A 16,511-nucleotide genomic window follows, 5' to 3' on the forward strand; every position below is an offset into this window, starting at 1 on the left:
GATTCCCGTGCCCGCGTCAGCGGCGTACGGCGCGGAGCAGGGCCAGCGCGCCGGCGACCGGCACGGCCAGCGACAGGGTCGCGATCAGCAGCAGCTCCGTGGGGCCGATCCGGGAGCCGGACAGGGTCAGGGCGCCGACGACCACGACGAACGGGGCGGCCGCGCAGGCCAGCGTCCCGATCACCTTGCGGCGCGTGTCCCACAGCGGGGAGGACCACAGCAGCGCCAGGCCCGCGATCAGGGCCGCCGTCCCGAGGAACGCGTTGAAGAGGACGAGCAGGCCCGCCAGGGCCAGCAGCACCACCGTGAGGCGGGCGCGCCAGGGGTGGCCGGCCGGGGCCGGCGCCGCCGCGGCGGGCTCCTCGGCCAGCGCCGAGGCGGCGACGGTACGGGGCTCGCCGAGGGCGGCCAGGACCTCGCGGACCTGGTCGTCCTCCACGGCGCCGCTGACCTCGACGTGCTCGCGCAGGTCGGCGAGCAGCTCGGCCCGGCGCTCGGCGGGGAGTTCGGCGGTCTCGCGCGCGACGGCGTCGAGATAGGCGGTCACCAGCGGATGGTCGGTGGCGTTCATGCGGTTTCCCCCTGTGGGTCGTTGAGAAAGTGGTCGACGGCGTCCCGGAACAGCGGCCACGCCTGGGTGAACTCGGTGAGGGCCGCGCGGCCGACGGGTGTGAGCGTGTAGTAGCGGCGCGGCGGCCCGCTCGGGGACTCGCGCAGCTCGGTGTCGACGAGCCCTTCCCGGCGCAGTCGTGACAGCAGCGGGTAGATCGTGCCCTGACTGGTGGTCATGACGCTGACCTCGGCGAGCTCCGAGAGGAGTTCGACGCCGTATCGCGGCCCGTCCCTGAGCAGCGCGAGCACGCAGTGCTCCAGCACCCCCTTGCGGAGCTGGCTGGGGACCCTGCCCCCCGCGTCGTTCTTTGCGTTACCAGGAACCATGCAATGCAAGATAGTGCGGCGGCGCGTCCCCCGCAAGGACGGTCCGTGCCTCGGAGGGGCGTGTTCAGTCGCGGGACGGCGTCGCCGTGGCCCGCAGGTCGGCGAGGAGTTCGGCCTGGCCGGCCAGCACCCCGGAGAGGATCGACCTGGCCACCGCCAGCAGATCCACGATCTTCGGGTCCACCAGCGAGTAGTGCACGGTCGCGCCGTCGCGGCGCGCGACCACCAGATTGGCCCGGCGCAGCACCGCGAGCTGCTGCGACAGGTGCGCGGGCTCCACGCCGACCTCGGGCAGCATCTCGCCGACGGCGTGCTCGCGTTCACTGAGCAGTTCCAGCACGCGGATCCGCACCGGATGCCCGAGCGTCTTGAAGAACTCGGCCTTCAGCTGGTACAGCGGCGCACTCACCCGCGCCACCCCCGCCGCGCCCCGGTCGTGCACCCTGTCCGTCGTGCTGTCATCGCCATGACTCCATCCTCGCCCCCTGACATCGACATGACGACATCGGGAATTTCTCACATTAGCAATCCGGAAAGTCCCCGGCGCCGGGCGGGAGCGGTCGTCACAGGGGGAGGGTGACCCAGACGCTCTTGCCCCCGCCGTCCGCGTCCCGCCGCAGCACGCAGGTCCCGCCGCTCTCCGCGGTCACCTGTGCCACCAGGGCCAGTCCGCGGGAGGAGGCCGGCACGCCGATGAGCCCCGGGTGGTCCGGGTGCCGGTCATGGACGCCGAAGGCGAGCGCGTACTCCCCGGCGACGAACGTGACCGTCAGGGAGGGCGAGAGGGCGGCCGCGTGCCGGACGCTGTTGGTCACGAGCTCGGCCAGGACGAGCAGCGCCGGGCCCATCGTGGGGTGCGAGCCGTCGATGCCCCACGAGGCGTACGTCATCTCGGCGGTCCGGCGCGCGAGCCGCACCGAAGCGGGGAGCGTCGGCAGCGTGAGCACGTGCCGGTGCGGGAGGGGCTCGGGGGCGCTGCTCACGGGGCCGGGTCATTTCCGAGCCGGTGCCCGGCGACCGACCGCGGCTGGATGCGCAGCAGCGTGTCGTGCGGACCGTACGCCCAGCCGGGCAGAGTGCGCGCGTGGTGAGCGGCCTCCGCGGGGTCGGCGATCGCCTCCGCGGGCCCCGAGACGGTGACGCTCCAGCCGCTCCCGGCGGGCAGTCGGACGGCGTCGGCCTGGTACGTGAGCACCGGCCGGTCCGCGAGTACGTCGGCCTGCACGGGCGCGCGGACGATCAGCCGCCCGTACTCCAGGACGTGGAGGGCGGGCCGTACGACGGCCTGGTCGCGCCGCACGACTACCAGGCGTCCGTGGGCGACGCCCTCCAGGAGCCACAGGGCCTCCGCGCCGGAGACCTCGGTCATCCGGCGGAGGGTCGGGGCGGGGTCGTTCATCGGGTGCTCTCCGGTAGGGCGGTGCCGGCCTCGCGGGCGGCCGGCGCGGTCAGGATCCCCGCACCGCGGAGGTGGCCGCGGGCGCCCGCGACGGCCTCGGGCGTGGTGGCGTACTCCCGGCCCTCGAAGCGCAGCAGGTCGAGCGCCCCGACCGAGGCGAGGGCCTGGCGCTGGCCGGGGCGTATGCCCGAGGTCATGACGGCGATGCCGCGCCGGTTCAGCTTCTCCACCGCGTCCTTGAGGACCAGCGCGCCGGTGGCGTCCACCGTCGTCACCCGTGACATGCGCAGGATGACCACCCGGACGTCGGCGACCCCGGAGAGTTCGAGCAGGAAGCGGTGGGCGGCGGCGAAGAACAGCGGGCCGTCGATGCGGTAGGCGACGATGTGCTCGTCGAGCAGGGCGTGTTCCTCGGCGTCGTGCTCACCGGGCAGGTCGGCCCGGAGGTCGACCTGGTCCAGGCGCGCCTGCCGCGCCACCGCGCGCAGCGCGAGCGCGCCCGCGACGGCGAAGCCGATGACCACCGCGTACACGAGGTCCAGGGCGAGCGTCGCGGCAGCGGTGAGCGTGAGGACGGCGGCGTCCGAGCGGGTGGCCTTCGCCATCGCGCGCAGCGAGCCGACCTCGACCATCCGCACGGCGGTCGCCAGCAGGACGCCGGCCAACGCGGCCAGTGGGATCTTCGACACGAGCGGGGCCGCGGCGAAGACGATCACGGCGAGGACCAGGGCATGGGTGAGCGCGGCGAGCCGGGACGTCGCGCCGGTTCGGACGTTGACCGCGGTACGGGCGATGGCGCCGGTCGCCGGTACGCCGCCGAACAGGGGCGCGGCCAGGTTCGCGAGGCCCTGCCCGAACAGCTCGCGGTCGGGGTCGTGCCGCTGGCCGACCGTCATGCCGTCCGCGACCTGGGCCGAGAGCAGCGACTCCAGCGCGGCGAGCGCCGCCACCGCGAACGCCGGGGCGATGAGGCCGCCCAGAGCGGAGACGTCGACGAAGTCGAGGGAGGGGGCGGGCAGCCCGGCCGGCAGCGCGCCGATCGTCGCCGCGTCCAGGCCGAGCAGCTGGGCGGCCCCCGTGGCGGCGGCCACCGCGACCAGGGAGAAGGGCACCGCCGGGCGCAGTCTGGCGCCGACGAGCATCAGCGCGGCGACGCCCAGGGCGACCGCGAGGGCGGTCCAGTGCGGGGCGCGCGCGAACTCCACGAGCGCCCGCCAGGTCACCACGAGGACGCGGTCGCCCTCGGGCCTGGCCACGCCCAGTGCGTTCGGCACCTGCTGGAGGCCGATGACGAGGGCGATGCCGAGGGTGAAGCCCTCCACCACGGAGGCGGGCAGATAGACCATCGTTCGGCCGGCCCTCGCGAGGGCGAGCCCGATGACGATCAGCCCGGCCAGCAGCCCGACGGTCAGCACCCCGTTCGGCCCGTGCTCGGCGACGATCGGCACGAGGACCACCGTCATGGCGCCGGTCGGGCCGGAGACCTGGAGGCCGGATCCGCCGAACAGGGCGGCGAGGGTGCCGGCGACGACCGCGGTCGCGAGTCCCGCCGCCGCGCCGAGTCCCGAGGACACCCCGAATCCGAGGGCGAGGGGGAGGGCGACGACGGCGACGGTGAGCCCGGCGAGCAGGTCGCGGCGCGGGTTGCGGGCCATGGCGGCGAAGTCGGCGCGGCCCGGCAGGAGGGCGCGCAGGCGGCGCAGCGGCGGAGGGCCGGCCGGGGTGGACACACGCGCTCCTCTCTGGTGCTGTGCCCGCGGCTACCTGCGGGCACAGCCCGGCCATCATGTAATGAATTGCAGAATTTGGCAATTCATTATCTGCGGGGATGATGATCCGTCCACTCGTGACGCCCGGGTGATCAGCGCCCCGTACCCTCCGACGGACCAGGCGCATCGCCCGATGCGCCGTCACCACGGGGGACAGCACATGACATACCGCCGCGCGGCCATACCGGCACTGATCGGGGGACTCCTGCTCACCGCGCTGCTGTGGTGGGCGGGCGCCAGCTCCGAGGCGCTCCGCCTGCCGGGCAGCCAGTCCGTCCTCGGCTTCGAACAGACCGCCGAACTCGCACGCCGGCTCGCCCCCTGGACGTACGCCCCCGCGTCCGGCGGCACCGGCGACGCGACGGTCGTCGACGGCAGCTACCTCTCCCTCCGCACCACCGCCATGCAGATCCGCTTCTGCGCGGTCCTCGCCTTCTTCGTCCCCGGAGCCCTGCTCCTGGCCCGGCGCCTGCCGCCCGTGCAGGGCCGCATGCCCGCCACCCTGCTCGCGCTCTGGGCCTGGGGCATCGTCGCCGGCGTCCTCGCGGTGACCGTCTCCGCCCCCTGGCTCATCGCCTCGGGCGGCCGCGGCAGCTACCGCATCCTGCCGCAGCTCGCGAGCGTCATCGCCTCCGGCCGGCAACCGCTCGTGGCGGCCGCGCTCGTCACGGCCGTGGTGACCGCGCTGATCGCCCGGATCACCGCCAAGGGCGCCGGGAACCTCCCGCGCGCCGACGTCCCGGCGCGCCCCGCCCGCCAGGCCGCCACCGCGGGGACCGCGGTGATCGCGTTCTCCCTGCTGGTCCTCTCGTACGAGTCGGTGGCCGCCGCCATCCAGACGGCCCCGGCACCCGCCGGACTGCTCGACGAACCCGGCGACCTCCTGCGCCAGTGGCTGCTGCTCGGTGCCTGGGCGGGCCCCGCCGGCGTGCCCTTCACCACCTGGCTCCTCTATCGCGCCGCCGACCTGGTGGTGCTCGCCCTCGTCTGGTGGGGCCTGCGCCGCCTCCCCGGACTGCTCACCCGCGTCACCGTCCCCGCGATGGCAGCCGGCGCCGTGAGCGCCACCGTCATCGGGCTGCTCGTGAGCCAGTCGCTGCGGATCGCGCTGGACGGGACGGGCCGGCAGTACGGACTGCTGTACGCCTTCGGCAACCTCGGCAACGGCGTACCCGCCGCCCTGATCTGGGGCGTGGCGGCGGGAGTCGTCGCCACGCTGACGCTGCGGGTCGCGCTGCGGCGGGAGGGGGCTGCGGGGGAGAGGGCGGCCGGGCAGACGCCGGGGGACCCGCAGGGGGTGACGGGGCCCGCGGCGCGCGGGGGAGAGTCGTAGCCTTTCGCCCTTCGCCGGGCCGCTCTCACCTGCCGCACGCACCAGGGGCCGCCGGCCCCGGGGATACTGCCCCTCATGACCCCCACCCCCCGACCCGCCCGCGTCCCGGCTCCCCAGGCCCCTCCTTTCGACCCCGAACTGGGCGTGGCGCTGGCCTCCCTGGGGGAGTCGGACAGGGAGCCCTACACCCCGGAGAACCTCGTGGTCCGGCAGGAGCGGGACGCCGCGCTGCGGCCCCGGCCGACGGTCGAGGAGCTGCGGGCCGACGGGCGTTTCGAGGTGTCGGAGCTGCACGTGCCGGGCCCGCCCGGCGAGCCGGACGTCACACTCGTCAGCGCACGGCCGGCCGGCCTGGCCGGTCCGCTGCCGCTGCTCTACTACATGCACGGCGGCGGCATGATCAGCGGCAACGCGTGGTCCGTCCTCCCCCGACTGCTCCGCTCCTGGGCGCAGCCCCTCGGGCTGGCCGTCCTGTCGGTCGAGTACCGCCTCGCACCGCGGACGCGCTACCCCGGGCCCCTGGAGGACTGCTACGCCGGACTCGCCTGGGCGGCCGAACACGCCACCGGCCTCGGCATCGACCCGGCCCGTATCCTCATCGGCGGCAAGAGCGCCGGCGCCGGCCTCGCCGCGGCGCTCGCCCTGCTCGCCCGCGATCGCTGCGGGCCCGCCCCGATCGGCCAACTCCTCCTGTGCCCGATGCTCGACGACCGCGGCGGCACCTTCTCCAGCCACCAGATGGCCGGTGTCGACACCTGGGACCGGACCTCCAACGCGACCGCCTGGCAGGCGCTGTTGGGTGACCGCTACGGCGCCGACGACCTGCCGCCCTACGCCGCACCCGCCCGGGCGGCCGACCTGTCCGGGCTGCCCCCGGCCTATATCGAGGTCGGGTCGGCCGAGACCTTCAGGGACGAGTGCGTGGCCTACGCCGACGCGATCTGGCGCTCGGGCGGCCAGGCCGAACTGCACGTGTGGCCCGGCGCCTTCCACGGCTTCGACACCATCGCCCCGCGGGCGGCCCTCAGTCAGGACGCCCGCGAGGCCCGCACCCGCTGGCTCCGCCGCGTCCTGCGGTGAGACGCAGGCCCGGATCGTGCGCGTGCGGGCGTGCCCCACGCCACCTACGCTGAGCACCAGTCAGGCCCGGACCGATGTCCAGGGCGTCCGGAGGGAGTGCCGGTGGTGCGGCGGGTGCGCGACGGCGTGACGCCGTTGCTGGTGGGCGCGCTGGTGGCGACCTCGGTCGTCGCCCCCGGGCCGGCCGGGACCGGGGACGCGAAACCGCGCGGCGCGCAGGCCGCGACGCTGCACGGGGTGTTCGTCGGTTCGGGTGCGGAGGGCGTGGCCCGGTTGGGCCGGTTCGAGGCCTGGCGGGCGCAGGGCGCCCTCCAGGCGGGGCGCACCTACCTCGCCGGGGACGACTGGGTCAGCATCGAGGGCCCCGACGAGCTTCTGCGCCCCTGGGCGACCTGGCACACCGCGCGCCCCGGCCGGGTCCTGGTCCTGAACGTGCCGATGCTGGACCGCAGCGAGGCCCAGCTCTCCGACGAGGAGGTCGCGGCGCTCCTCTACGAGGGGGCGAGCGGACGCAACGACGCGCACTTCAAGGTCCTCGCGGAGCGCCTCGTACGGCACCGACTCGGCGACAGCGTGCTGGTCCTCGGCTGGGAGATGAACGGTGTCACCTACACCCACCGCTGCCATCCGGACCCCTCCCGGTGGCAGGAGTACTGGCGCCGCATCGTCCGCGCCATGCGCTCCGTCCCCGGCCAGCGCTTCCGCTTCGACTTCGCCCCGAACCGCGGGGTCGACGCCGTCGAATGGACCCGCTGCTATCCCGGGGACGCCTACGTCGACATCATCGGCATGGACGCCTACGACCAGCCCCCCGGCACCTCGTTCCGCAGCCAGGTGGAGGAGCCCTACGGGCTACGCGACCAGGTCGCCTTCGCCAAGCGGCACCGCAAACACGTCTCGTACCCGGAATGGGGCCTCTTCCGCAACGGCGACGACGCCGACTACATGAAGGGCATGCTCGCCTGGTTCCGCGCACAGCGCCCGCTCTACGAATCGCTCTCCGACTACTGCCCCCACGGCGTGTGGACCTGCTCCTGGCATCCCAGGAGCGCCGGCGAGTACCGGCGCCGCTGACGGGTGAGCGGCGCCCCGGCGGGCAGGCGCTCCCCCGTGGACAATGGAGGCGGCGGGCCGGTGCGGCCGAGCCGGTCGCGGCCCCGGAGCGCTCGGAGGAAGGGATGCCCGCGATCGAGGAGCCCCCGGGGGTCGGCGGGACGGTGGACACCGCCCTCGACCTGGCGCTCGCCGGCGCGGTGCACCGCACCGGCGCCTCGATCGGCCTCCTCTACCTGATCGAGCCGGCGGAGCCCGTGCTGCGCCTGGTGGCCCTGTGCGGTCTGCCGGTGGAGTTCACCGCCCCCTGGCAGCGACTGCCCCTCACCGCCCCCGTTCCCGTCGCGGACGCCATCGGCGAGGACCGGCTCGTCTGGGTCGGGGGGCAGGACGAGATGGCCCGCCGCTATCCGCGCGCCGCCGCGGTCCTCCCGTACCGCTTCGCCCTCGCCGCGTTCCCCGTGACCGGCAGGCGCCGCTGCTGGGGCGGCGTCGTGCTGATGTGGCCCGCCGACCACCCCCAGGAGATCGCCACCAGGGAGCGCGCCCACCTCCGCGGGCACGCCGCCGTCCTCTGCCGGATCCTGGACGGCTCCACCGAGCAGCCCTCCCTCCCGGACCGGCCGCGCCTCGTGCCCCGGGACGCCGTCGCGGGCCCCGCGCCGACCGGTCTGGCAGCCGCCGACTTCGCGGAGCGGCTTCCCGAAGGCGCCCTCGCCCTGGACCTCGAGGGCCGGATCACCTTCCTCACCCGCGCGGCCGCCCGTCTCCTCGACCGCGAGCCCGGCCGGCTCCTCGGCACCCGTCCCTGGCAGGCGCTGCCGTGGCTGGACGACCCCGCCTACGAGGACCAGTACCGCACCGCGGTCGTCAGCCGTGAACCCGTCTCCTTCACGGCCCTGCGCCCGCCGGACCACTGGCTCACCTTCCAGCTCTACCCGGACGCCAGCGGCATCAGCGTCCGCGTCACACCGGGGCGCGAACAGGCCTCGTCCACCCTCCCGCCGGCTTCGGCCCGGCGTCCCGCCGCCGCGACCGGCCGGCTCTACCAGCTGGTCCACCTGGCCGCCATGCTCTCCGAAGCGGTCGGCGTCCACGATCTCGTCGGCCTCATCGCCGAGCACGCCCTGCCCGCCTTCGGCGCCCAGGGCCTGGTGCTCTCCGCCGTCGACGCCGGACGCCTGAAGATCATCGGTAGACACGGCTATCCGGCCCACGTGATCGAGCGCCTCGACGGACTGCCCCTGAACACCGACGTCACCCCCGCCGGGCAGGTCCTCGCCGGCGGTGTCCCCGCCTTCTTCGCCGACCGGGACGAGATGGCCGCCCGCCATCCCGAGGCCACGCGCCTCAGCGACAAGCAGGCCTGGGCCTACCTCCCCCTGACGATCGCAGGCCGCCCCGTGGGCTGCTGCATCATCTCGTACGACCGCCCGCACCGCTTCTCCGCCGACGAACGCGCCGTCCTGACCTCGCTCGGCGGTCTCGTCGCCCAGGCGCTCGACCGCGCCCGCCTCCACGACGCCCAGCACGACCTCGCCCAGCAGCTGCAGCAGGCCCTCCTGCCCCGCAACCCGCCCGCCGTGCCCGGCCTCGACATCGCCGCCCGCTATCTGCCCGCCGTCCACGACCTCCAGGTCGGCGGGGACTTCTACGACGTGCTCCGGCTGGACGCCACGACCGTCGCCGCCGTCGTCGGCGACGTCGAAGGGCACAGCATCGCCGCGGCCGCGCTCATGGGCCAGGTCCGCACCGCCATCCACGCCCACGCCACCTCCGGAGCGTCCCCCGCCCAAGTCCTCGCCCACACCAACCGGCTCCTCGCCGACCTCGACTCCGAACTGCTCGTCTCGTGCCTCTACGTGCACCTCGACCTCGCGCACGACCGGCTGACCCTGGCGAACGCCGGGCACGTCCCGCCCCTGCTGCGCACGGCGCCCGGCCGGGCCCGCGTCCTCGACGCCGAACCCGGCCCCCTGCTGGGCGTCGGCACCCGGGCCGACTACCCCGTCACCGCCGCGCCGTTCCCGCCGGGAGCCCTGCTGGCCCTCTACACCGACGGCCTCGTCGAGGTCCCTGGCGTCGACCCCGCCCTGACCACCGCCGCCCTCGCCCGCCACCTCGCCGACACCGACGACCCGCTCCCGCGCCTCGCCGACGGCCTCGTCCGGCAGTCCTGGCCCGACGGCCGACCCACCGACGACATCACCGTGCTCCTGGTGCGCGACATCCGGCGGACGGAACCAGGCGGCTAGGAAGCGCCTGGTCGTCGACTCGCCCTCCGCCCGCCCGGGAGCTCTCGGCAGCCCGGACCGCCCGGCGGCCACGGTCGACCTGGGCGCCGGAACCACCCCGCGAAGAGCCGGGCCTTCGACGGGCCCGTCGGCGTCTGTCCCGGGGGAGTACCAGCAGCTCAATATACCCCCACCCGTATGTCGAAGGTGTGATGCGAGATACCCAGGGGGGTATTTGACGGGCGATGGCCGACCTGTTTACGGTCGTGGGGAGAGATACCCAGGGGGGTATCGAGGCGAGGGGTGTCCCCGGCCCGCCCCGCTCCGCCCCACCCGCCCCGCCGGCCCGTCCCCGATGGAGGAAACGCCGTGTTCTTCGCGCAGTACTACCTCGACTGCCTCTCCCAGGCGTCGTACATGATCGCCGACGAGACGACCGGGCAGGCCGTGGTCGTCGACCCCCGCCGTGACGTGTCCGAGTACCTCGCCGACGCCGCCGCGCACGGCTTCACCGTGGTCGGCGTGATCAACACCCACTTCCACGCCGACTTCGTCGCCGGCCACCTCGAAATGGCCGCCCGCACCGGCGCCTGGATCGGCTACGGCCGCGGGGCCGAGACCGAGTACCCCATCCGCGCGCTCGCCGAAGGCGAGCGGATCGCACTCGGCGACGTCACCCTCGAGATCCTGGCGACCCCCGGCCACACCCCCGAGTCGATCAGCGTCCTCGTGTACGAGCACGCCGACGACGCCGTGCCGTACGGCGTGCTCACCGGCGACGCGCTCTTCATCGGCGACGTCGGCCGCCCCGACCTGCTCGCCTCCGTGGGCGTGACCGCCGAGGAGCTCGGCGCCATGCTCCACGACAGCGTCCAGGACAAACTGATGGCACTGCCCGACGAGGTCCGCGTCTTCCCCGCCCACGGGGCCGGCTCCGCCTGCGGCAAGAACCTCTCCACCGAGAAGCAGTCCACCATCGGCGAGCAGCGCGCCACCAACTACGCCTGCGTCCCGATGAGCCGCGAGGCGTTCGTCGCGCTCGTCACCGCCGGGCAGCCGCCCGCGCCCGGGTACTTCGCCTACGACGCCGAACTCAACCGCAAGGACCGCCTGCTGTACGACGCGGCGACGACGCCACGGCCGCTGTCCCCGGCCGAGTTCGCCGAGCTGCGGCACGCGGGCGCGGTCGTGGTCGACGCCCGCTCCCCGCAGGAGTTCGCCAACGGGCACCTGCGCGGCGCGGTCAACGTGCCCGCCGAAGGCCGCTTCGCCGAGCAGGCCGGTACCGTCCTCGACCCGGCCGACCGTCTGATCGTCATGGCACCGGAGCACCGCGAGGAGGAGGTCGTCACCCGCCTCGCCCGCATCGGCTTCGACCGCGCCGTGGGCTATCTGCGCGACCCGGAGGACGCCCTGGAGGCGCTCGCCGACGAGGTCGCCCCCGCGAGCCGCCTCACCGCCGCCCACCTGCGCGCGGCGCTGACCGGCGACAACCCCCCGGTCGTCGTCGACGTCCGCACCTGCGGGGAGCGCGAGGCGAACGGTTTCATCGACGGCGCCCTGCACGTACCGCTGAACGAGCTGCCCGCCCGCGCCGCCGAGCTGCCCGCCGACCTGCCCCTCGTCCTGCACTGCGCCGGCGGCCACCGCTCGTCGATCGCGGCGAGCCTCCTGCGCCGGCGCGGCTTCGCGGACGTCTCCGACATCCTCGGCGGCTACGCGGCCTGGGCCCTCTCGGCGGAGCCGACCGCGCGCGCCTGACGCACGCCCGCAGCACCTTCCCCCGCCCCCACCCACGCACGTCCGCATCACCTTCCCCCGCCCACGCACCCGTCCACCACTCTGTTCAGGAGCCTCCATGACCGCGTACTCCGGCCATCCCGCCCATCCCCGGCGTTACGTCACCGCCGCCGCCCTCCAGCCGCTCGTCCGGGACGGGCGCGCCCCGCGCCTGCTGGACGTCCGCACTCCGGGCGAATTCCGTACCGTGCACATCCCGGGCGCCTACAACGTCCCCCTCGCCACCCTGCGGGAGCACCGCGAGGAACTGCGGGCGCATCTGGACGAGGAGGTCGTCCTCGTCTGCCGCTCCGGCGTCCGCGCCGAGCAGGCCGAGCAGGCGCTCGCGGCAGCGGGCCTGCCGAACCTGCGGGTCCTGGAAGGCGGCATGAACGCCTGGGAGGCGGCCGGAGCTCCCACGAACCGCGGTCCCGAGCGGTGGGACATGGAGCGCCAGGTCCGGCTCGTCGCCGGCTCGATCGTGCTCGCGACCGGACTCGTGGGCGTCTTCGTGCCCGGCGCGCACCTGATCGGCACCGCCATCGGCGCCGGGCTGACCTACGCCGCCGTCAGCAACTCCTGTGCCATGGGCGTCCTGCTCTCCAAGCTGCCCTACAACCGCGGGCCGCGCACCGACCTCCGCACCGTGATCGCGGGACTGCGGGCCACGCCGTGACAGCCCTCGTCGTGGCGGCCTCGCTGCTCGTCGGCCTCAGCCTGGGCGTCCTGGGCGGTGGGGGCTCGATCCTGACCGTGCCCCTGCTCGTCTACCTCGCGGGCCAGGGCACCAAGGAAGCGATCGCGACCTCCCTCTTCGTCGTCGGCGTGACCAGCCTTGCCGCCCTCGTTCCCCACGCCCGCGCCGGCCGGGTGCGCTGGAAGGCGGGGCTCCTCTTCGGCGTCTTCAGCATGGCCGGCGCCTATGGCGGCGGCCGGATCGCCGCCCATGTCCCCGCTACGGCGCTCCTCGTCGCGTTCGCCCTGATGATGCTCGCCACGGCCGTCGCGATGCTCCGCGGGCCGCGACGCGAGGGCGAGCCTCAGGCCTGGCGGCCCCAGGGCCGCCTGCCGTTGCGGCGCATCGCGGTCGAGGGACTGGGCGTCGGCGCCGTGACCGGACTGGTCGGCTCGGGCGGCGGATTCCTCGTGGTTCCCGCGCTCGCCCTCCTCGGCGGACTGCCCATGGGCCTCGCGGTCGGCACCTCGCTGCTCGTCATCGCGATGAACTCCTTCGCCGGCCTGGCCGGGCACCTCCCGGGCGCGCACATCGACTGGCGGCTCGCCCTGTTGGTGACGGCGGTGGCCGTGGCGGGCAGCGTCCTCGGCGGGCGCCTCTCCGGGCGTATTCCCCAGGGCGTCCTGCGCAGGGCCTTCGGCTGGTTCGTCGTCGTCATGGGCGTTTTCGTCCTGGTGCGGCAGCTCGGCGCCGGCATGGGGGCCCACCCGGCGGCCTGGGGTGCCCTGGGCGGGCTCGGTGCGCTGCTGGTCGCCGCGACCGCCGTCCGGTTGCGGAGCAAAAGTAGCGGTTGATACCCCTCGGGGTATCCTGGCGGGCGGGGATGGTGAAACGTGGAGGAGGATCCGCCGTGCAGGTCGACGAAGAAGCCGTGCGCCCCGTCCTGAACCGGCTGCGCCGCGCCCAGGGCCAGCTGGCCGCCGTCATCGCGATGATCGAGGCCGGCCGCGACTGCAAGGACGTCGTCACCCAGCTCGCCGCCGTCTCCCGGGCCCTCGACCGGGCCGGCTTCAAGATCGTCGCGAGCGGGATGCGCCAGTGCCTGGCCGAAAGCGCCGCCGATGCCCCGCCCATGTCGGAGGAAGAGCTCGAAAAACTCTTCCTCGCCCTGGCCTGACCGACCTCGCCTTCCCCGGATGCCGAACCCGCGCAGGTACGGAGGGGCCCGAGGCCCGCTCACCCGTTCGGCGGAGCCCGTGTGGTTGCGCGGTGTCGGCCCGAGGACGCTCGGAGCAGAGCGGCAGAAGGGAACACGCACATGAGTCAGCAGACAACGCAGTCGTCAGGCGCGCCACGGGACGGCCGGGACACCGGTGGGTGGGTGGCCGGCGGGGTGATGTTCGCGGCGGTCCTGCTGCTGTGCAGCGGCATCCTCGCGGTGCTGCAGGGCATCGCCGCCGTGGCCGAGGACGACGTGTACACACGCGTCGGTTCGTACGTGTTCGAGTTCAACCTGACCAGCTGGGGCTGGATCCACATCGTCCTCGGCGCGCTCGTCGCCCTGACCGGCGGCGGTCTGCTGAAGGGCGCGACCTGGGCCCGCTTCGCCGGCCTGCTCTTCGCCTCGCTGAGCCTCCTCGCCCAGTTCCTGTTCCTGCCGTACGCGCCGTTCTGGTCGATCCTCGTGATGGGGATCGACGTGTTCGTCATCTGGTCCCTGGCAAGCAGCCTGGACGACCCCCGCAGCCGGACCGCCGCGGCACGCTGAAGGCCCCGAACCCAGCAGGCGACGGCCGCCCGGGAGTGCGTCCCCGGGCGGCCGGCCCGTGCCCGGACCCATTTCATCCGCCGTACATGGAACCCCCGTTCCGCTGCCCTTACGCTCTGGGCCATGGCAGCAGGAATCCTCACTGCGCGCCGCCACGTCGACCAAGGGCACGTGGCGAGCGCCCTGTGTACGGTCGCCCCGGCGCGCTGAAGCGCCCCTCTTCCCCTACGGGATCCCCACCTGGCGCACCCGCCTGACTCCCGTCTCTTCCCCTTTCCGCACAGCGGCCCGACGGCTCACCGCAGCCGTCCGCCCGCCGTGCCCCCCCTGCGCAGACGCACCCAGGAGGAATGGACATCATGAGCGAGAACCGACGCCCCCCGGTGAGCCGCCGCGGCTTCCTCGGCGGCGCCGCCGCGGTGGCAGCCGCCACCGCCGTACCCGCCCTCGCACAGGTCGCCGGAGCCGGCCCCGCCGCTGCCGCGGGCCGCCCGAACATCCTGCTGATCGTCACGGACGACCAGCCGAAGCACACCGAGTGGGCCCTGCCCAAGACCGTCGCCTGGCTCGCCGACCAGGGCGTGAGGTTCACCAACGGCCACGTCGCCACGCCGCTGTGCGCACCCTCGCGCTCCAGCGTGTTCTCCGGGCGCCACGCCCACCACCACGGCGTGCGCAACAACAAGGCCTCGTACGCGCTCGACCAGAGCACCACGGTGCAGAAGTACCTCAAGCAGGCGGGCTACCGCACCGGCCTGTTCGGCAAGTACCTCAACTCCTGGACCCTGGCGGACAACCCGCCGCACTTCGAGGAGTTCGCCCTGCTCCAGCCCGGGTACGTCGACGCGCAGTGGAACGTCGACGGCACCGTCCAGACGATCAACGGATACACCACCACCATCGTGAAGAACCGCACCCTGAAGTTCCTCGACAAGGCGGCCACCGACCCCCGCCCGTGGTTCGCGTACGTCACCCCCTACGCCTCCCACGGACCGCGCACCCCGGAGGCGAAGTACGCCGACGCGCCCGTCCCGGACTGGAACGGGCGCCCCTCCGTCCCGGAGGGCGACCGCAGCGACAAGCCCGCCTACATCAAGAACGCGACCGGCACCCTGGCCGACGGCCGGAACATCCGTGCCGAGCAGCTGCGCACCCTGCTGTCGGTCGACGACGCGGTCCAGGCGTTCAAGGACAAGCTCCAGGCGCTGGGCCAGCTCGACGACACGCTCGTCATCTACATCGGCGACAACGGCTTCAGCTGGGGCGACCACGGTTGGACCGCCAAGTCGGTGCCCTACCGGCCGGCGCACGAGGTGCCCTTCTACCTGTCCTGGCCGGCGGGCGGGAGAGGCGCGGGGACCGTGGACAACCGCATCGTCGCGAACATCGACATCGCCCCGACCATCCTCGACGCGGCGGGCATCACCCCGGCCGCCCCGCAGGACGGCAGGTCCCTGCTCTCCTCGTACGAGCGCGACCACCTCCTCGTGGAGTGGTGGAAGCAGGGCACCACGGCGGGCGGTGTGCCGACCTGGTCCTCGTACGTCGCCAAGGACAAGCAGTACACCGAGTACTACGACCTGACGACGGACGCGAACGGCACGGTGTCCGGCACCGGGCAGGTGAAGTTCCGCGAGTACTACGACCTGGCGGTCGATCCGTACCAGCTGGCCAACAAGCTCTACCAGGCCACCCCGGCGGACGAACAGGCCCTCGGCATACCGGCTCTGGCCGCCCGGCTCGCCGCCGACCGCGCCGCCTGACCCGTCACCGCCCGCGCGTCGGCCGGGCACCCGGTCAGGAGGGGGACGGGTGCCCGGTCGACGGGGGCCGGGAGGGTCATCCCGCCACGCCGAGGAAGCGCAGCACGGCCAACACGCGCCGGTGGTCGGCGTCCGCGCGCGGCAGGTCCAGCTTCGCGAGGATGCTGTTGATGTGCTTGGCGACGGCGCTCTCGCTGACCACGAGCTGGGCGGCGATGCCCGCGTTGGAGCGGCCCTCGGCCATCAGCGCGAGGACGTCGCGCTCGCGGGGCGTGAGCCGTTCCAGGGGGTCGCTCGGCCTGCGCACCAGCAACTGCGCCACGACCTGCGGGTCGAGCGCGGTGCCGCCGTCCGCGACCCGCCGCAACGCGTCGATGAACTCCTCGACGTCGGCGACCCGTTGCTTCAGGAGATAGCCGACCCCGCTCGTGTTGGTGGCGAGCAGCTCGGCCGCGTAGCGCTCCTCGACGTACTGGGAGAGCATCAGCACGGCCGTATCCGGCCGTTCCCTGCGGATGGTCAGGGCGGCGCGCACCCCCTCGTCGGTGAAACCGGGCGGCATGCGCACGTCCACGACGGCGAGCTCGGGCCGGTGCTCCTCGACGGCGGCCGTCAGCCCCTGCGCGTCCCCGGTCTCGGCCACCACCTCGAAGCCGGCCATCTCCACCACCTTGACCAGGCCGATCCGCAGCAGCACGGAGTCCTCGGCGATCACGGC

At 74.1% G+C, this 16,511-nt stretch carries 17 protein-coding genes; 10 read left to right on the forward strand and 7 right to left on the reverse strand.

Features of this window, described 5'->3' with window-relative positions:
- Positions 1–16: 16 nt before the first annotated feature.
- The 6 genes from ACH414_RS03765 to ACH414_RS03790 all read right to left on the reverse strand — a co-directional run bounded on the left by ACH414_RS03765 (position 17) and on the right by ACH414_RS03790 (position 3,993).
- Positions 17–571 carry an HAAS signaling domain-containing protein gene (locus ACH414_RS03765; protein WP_398940726.1) on the reverse strand — a complete coding sequence of 185 codons (555 nt, stop codon included), beginning with the start codon at positions 569–571 and terminating at the stop codon, positions 17–19.
- Complete coding sequence (locus tag ACH414_RS03770) at positions 568–939, reverse strand: PadR family transcriptional regulator (RefSeq protein ID WP_398940727.1); 372 nt, start codon at positions 937–939, stop codon at positions 568–570. The genes ACH414_RS03765 and ACH414_RS03770 overlap by 4 nt, the downstream gene beginning before the upstream one ends.
- Before the next feature lie 64 nt (positions 940–1,003).
- Positions 1,004–1,348: an ArsR/SmtB family transcription factor gene (locus ACH414_RS03775; protein WP_382544048.1), complete on the reverse strand. Its 345-nt coding sequence runs from the start codon at positions 1,346–1,348 to the stop codon at positions 1,004–1,006.
- A gap of 154 nt (positions 1,349–1,502) precedes the next feature.
- Positions 1,503–1,922 carry an ATP-binding protein gene (locus ACH414_RS03780; protein WP_386566891.1) on the reverse strand — a complete coding sequence of 140 codons (420 nt, stop codon included), beginning with the start codon at positions 1,920–1,922 and terminating at the stop codon, positions 1,503–1,505.
- Positions 1,919–2,338 (reverse strand): pyridoxamine 5'-phosphate oxidase family protein, encoded by a 420-nt coding sequence (locus tag ACH414_RS03785; protein ID WP_382544054.1) that lies wholly within the window; start codon positions 2,336–2,338, stop codon positions 1,919–1,921. The genes ACH414_RS03780 and ACH414_RS03785 overlap by 4 nt, the downstream gene beginning before the upstream one ends.
- Positions 2,335–3,993 carry a SulP family inorganic anion transporter gene (locus tag ACH414_RS03790; RefSeq protein WP_382544629.1) on the reverse strand — a complete coding sequence of 553 codons (1,659 nt, stop codon included), beginning with the start codon at positions 3,991–3,993 and terminating at the stop codon, positions 2,335–2,337. The genes ACH414_RS03785 and ACH414_RS03790 overlap by 4 nt, the downstream gene beginning before the upstream one ends.
- A 274-nt stretch (positions 3,994–4,267) precedes the next feature.
- On the opposite strand from ACH414_RS03790, the gene ACH414_RS03795 reads away from it, so the two are divergent.
- From ACH414_RS03795 to ACH414_RS03840, 10 genes are all read left to right on the forward strand, one after another.
- A complete protein-coding gene (locus tag ACH414_RS03795) occupies positions 4,268–5,440 on the forward strand; it encodes a hypothetical protein (RefSeq protein ID WP_398940728.1) in 1,173 nt (390 codons plus the stop codon).
- Positions 5,441–5,515: 75 nt separating this feature from the next.
- Complete coding sequence (locus tag ACH414_RS03800) at positions 5,516–6,520, forward strand: alpha/beta hydrolase (protein ID WP_398940729.1); 1,005 nt, start codon at positions 5,516–5,518, stop codon at positions 6,518–6,520.
- A 102-nt stretch (positions 6,521–6,622) separates the two neighbouring features.
- Complete coding sequence (locus tag ACH414_RS03805; RefSeq protein WP_386566894.1) at positions 6,623–7,594, forward strand: glycoside hydrolase family 26 protein; 972 nt, start codon at positions 6,623–6,625, stop codon at positions 7,592–7,594.
- Positions 7,595–7,698: 104 nt separating this feature from the next.
- The gene (locus tag ACH414_RS03810; protein ID WP_382544065.1) at positions 7,699–9,828 is read left to right on the forward strand and encodes a SpoIIE family protein phosphatase; all 2,130 of its coding nucleotides are present in this window, start codon (positions 7,699–7,701) and stop codon (positions 9,826–9,828) included.
- Positions 9,829–10,176: 348 nt separating this feature from the next.
- The gene (locus ACH414_RS03815; RefSeq protein ID WP_398940730.1) at positions 10,177–11,568 is read left to right on the forward strand and encodes a rhodanese-like domain-containing protein; all 1,392 of its coding nucleotides are present in this window, start codon (positions 10,177–10,179) and stop codon (positions 11,566–11,568) included.
- A 97-nt stretch (positions 11,569–11,665) separates the two neighbouring features.
- Complete coding sequence (locus ACH414_RS03820; RefSeq protein ID WP_398940731.1) at positions 11,666–12,262, forward strand: rhodanese-like domain-containing protein; 597 nt, start codon at positions 11,666–11,668, stop codon at positions 12,260–12,262.
- Entirely contained in the window at positions 12,259–13,116 is an 858-nt protein-coding gene (locus ACH414_RS03825; protein ID WP_398940732.1) for a sulfite exporter TauE/SafE family protein, read from the forward strand. The genes ACH414_RS03820 and ACH414_RS03825 overlap by 4 nt, the downstream gene beginning before the upstream one ends.
- Before the next feature lie 29 nt (positions 13,117–13,145).
- The gene (locus tag ACH414_RS03830; RefSeq protein ID WP_382544076.1) at positions 13,146–13,439 is read left to right on the forward strand and encodes a metal-sensitive transcriptional regulator; all 294 of its coding nucleotides are present in this window, start codon (positions 13,146–13,148) and stop codon (positions 13,437–13,439) included.
- Between the two features lie 141 nt (positions 13,440–13,580).
- Positions 13,581–14,030: a hypothetical protein gene (locus tag ACH414_RS03835; protein WP_386566898.1), complete on the forward strand. Its 450-nt coding sequence runs from the start codon at positions 13,581–13,583 to the stop codon at positions 14,028–14,030.
- Between the two features lie 359 nt (positions 14,031–14,389).
- Positions 14,390–15,793, forward strand: coding sequence for a sulfatase (locus ACH414_RS03840; RefSeq protein ID WP_398940733.1), 1,404 nt, complete (start codon positions 14,390–14,392; stop codon positions 15,791–15,793).
- A gap of 76 nt (positions 15,794–15,869) precedes the next feature.
- On the opposite strand, the gene ACH414_RS03845 is transcribed toward ACH414_RS03840, so the two are convergent.
- Positions 15,870–16,508: a response regulator gene (locus ACH414_RS03845; RefSeq protein WP_382544632.1), complete on the reverse strand. Its 639-nt coding sequence runs from the start codon at positions 16,506–16,508 to the stop codon at positions 15,870–15,872.
- Between the last annotated feature and the right edge of the window lie 3 nt (positions 16,509–16,511).

Source organism: Streptomyces sp. NPDC020422, assembly GCF_044386705.1.
Lineage (GTDB): Bacteria > Actinomycetota > Actinomycetes > Streptomycetales > Streptomycetaceae > Streptomyces.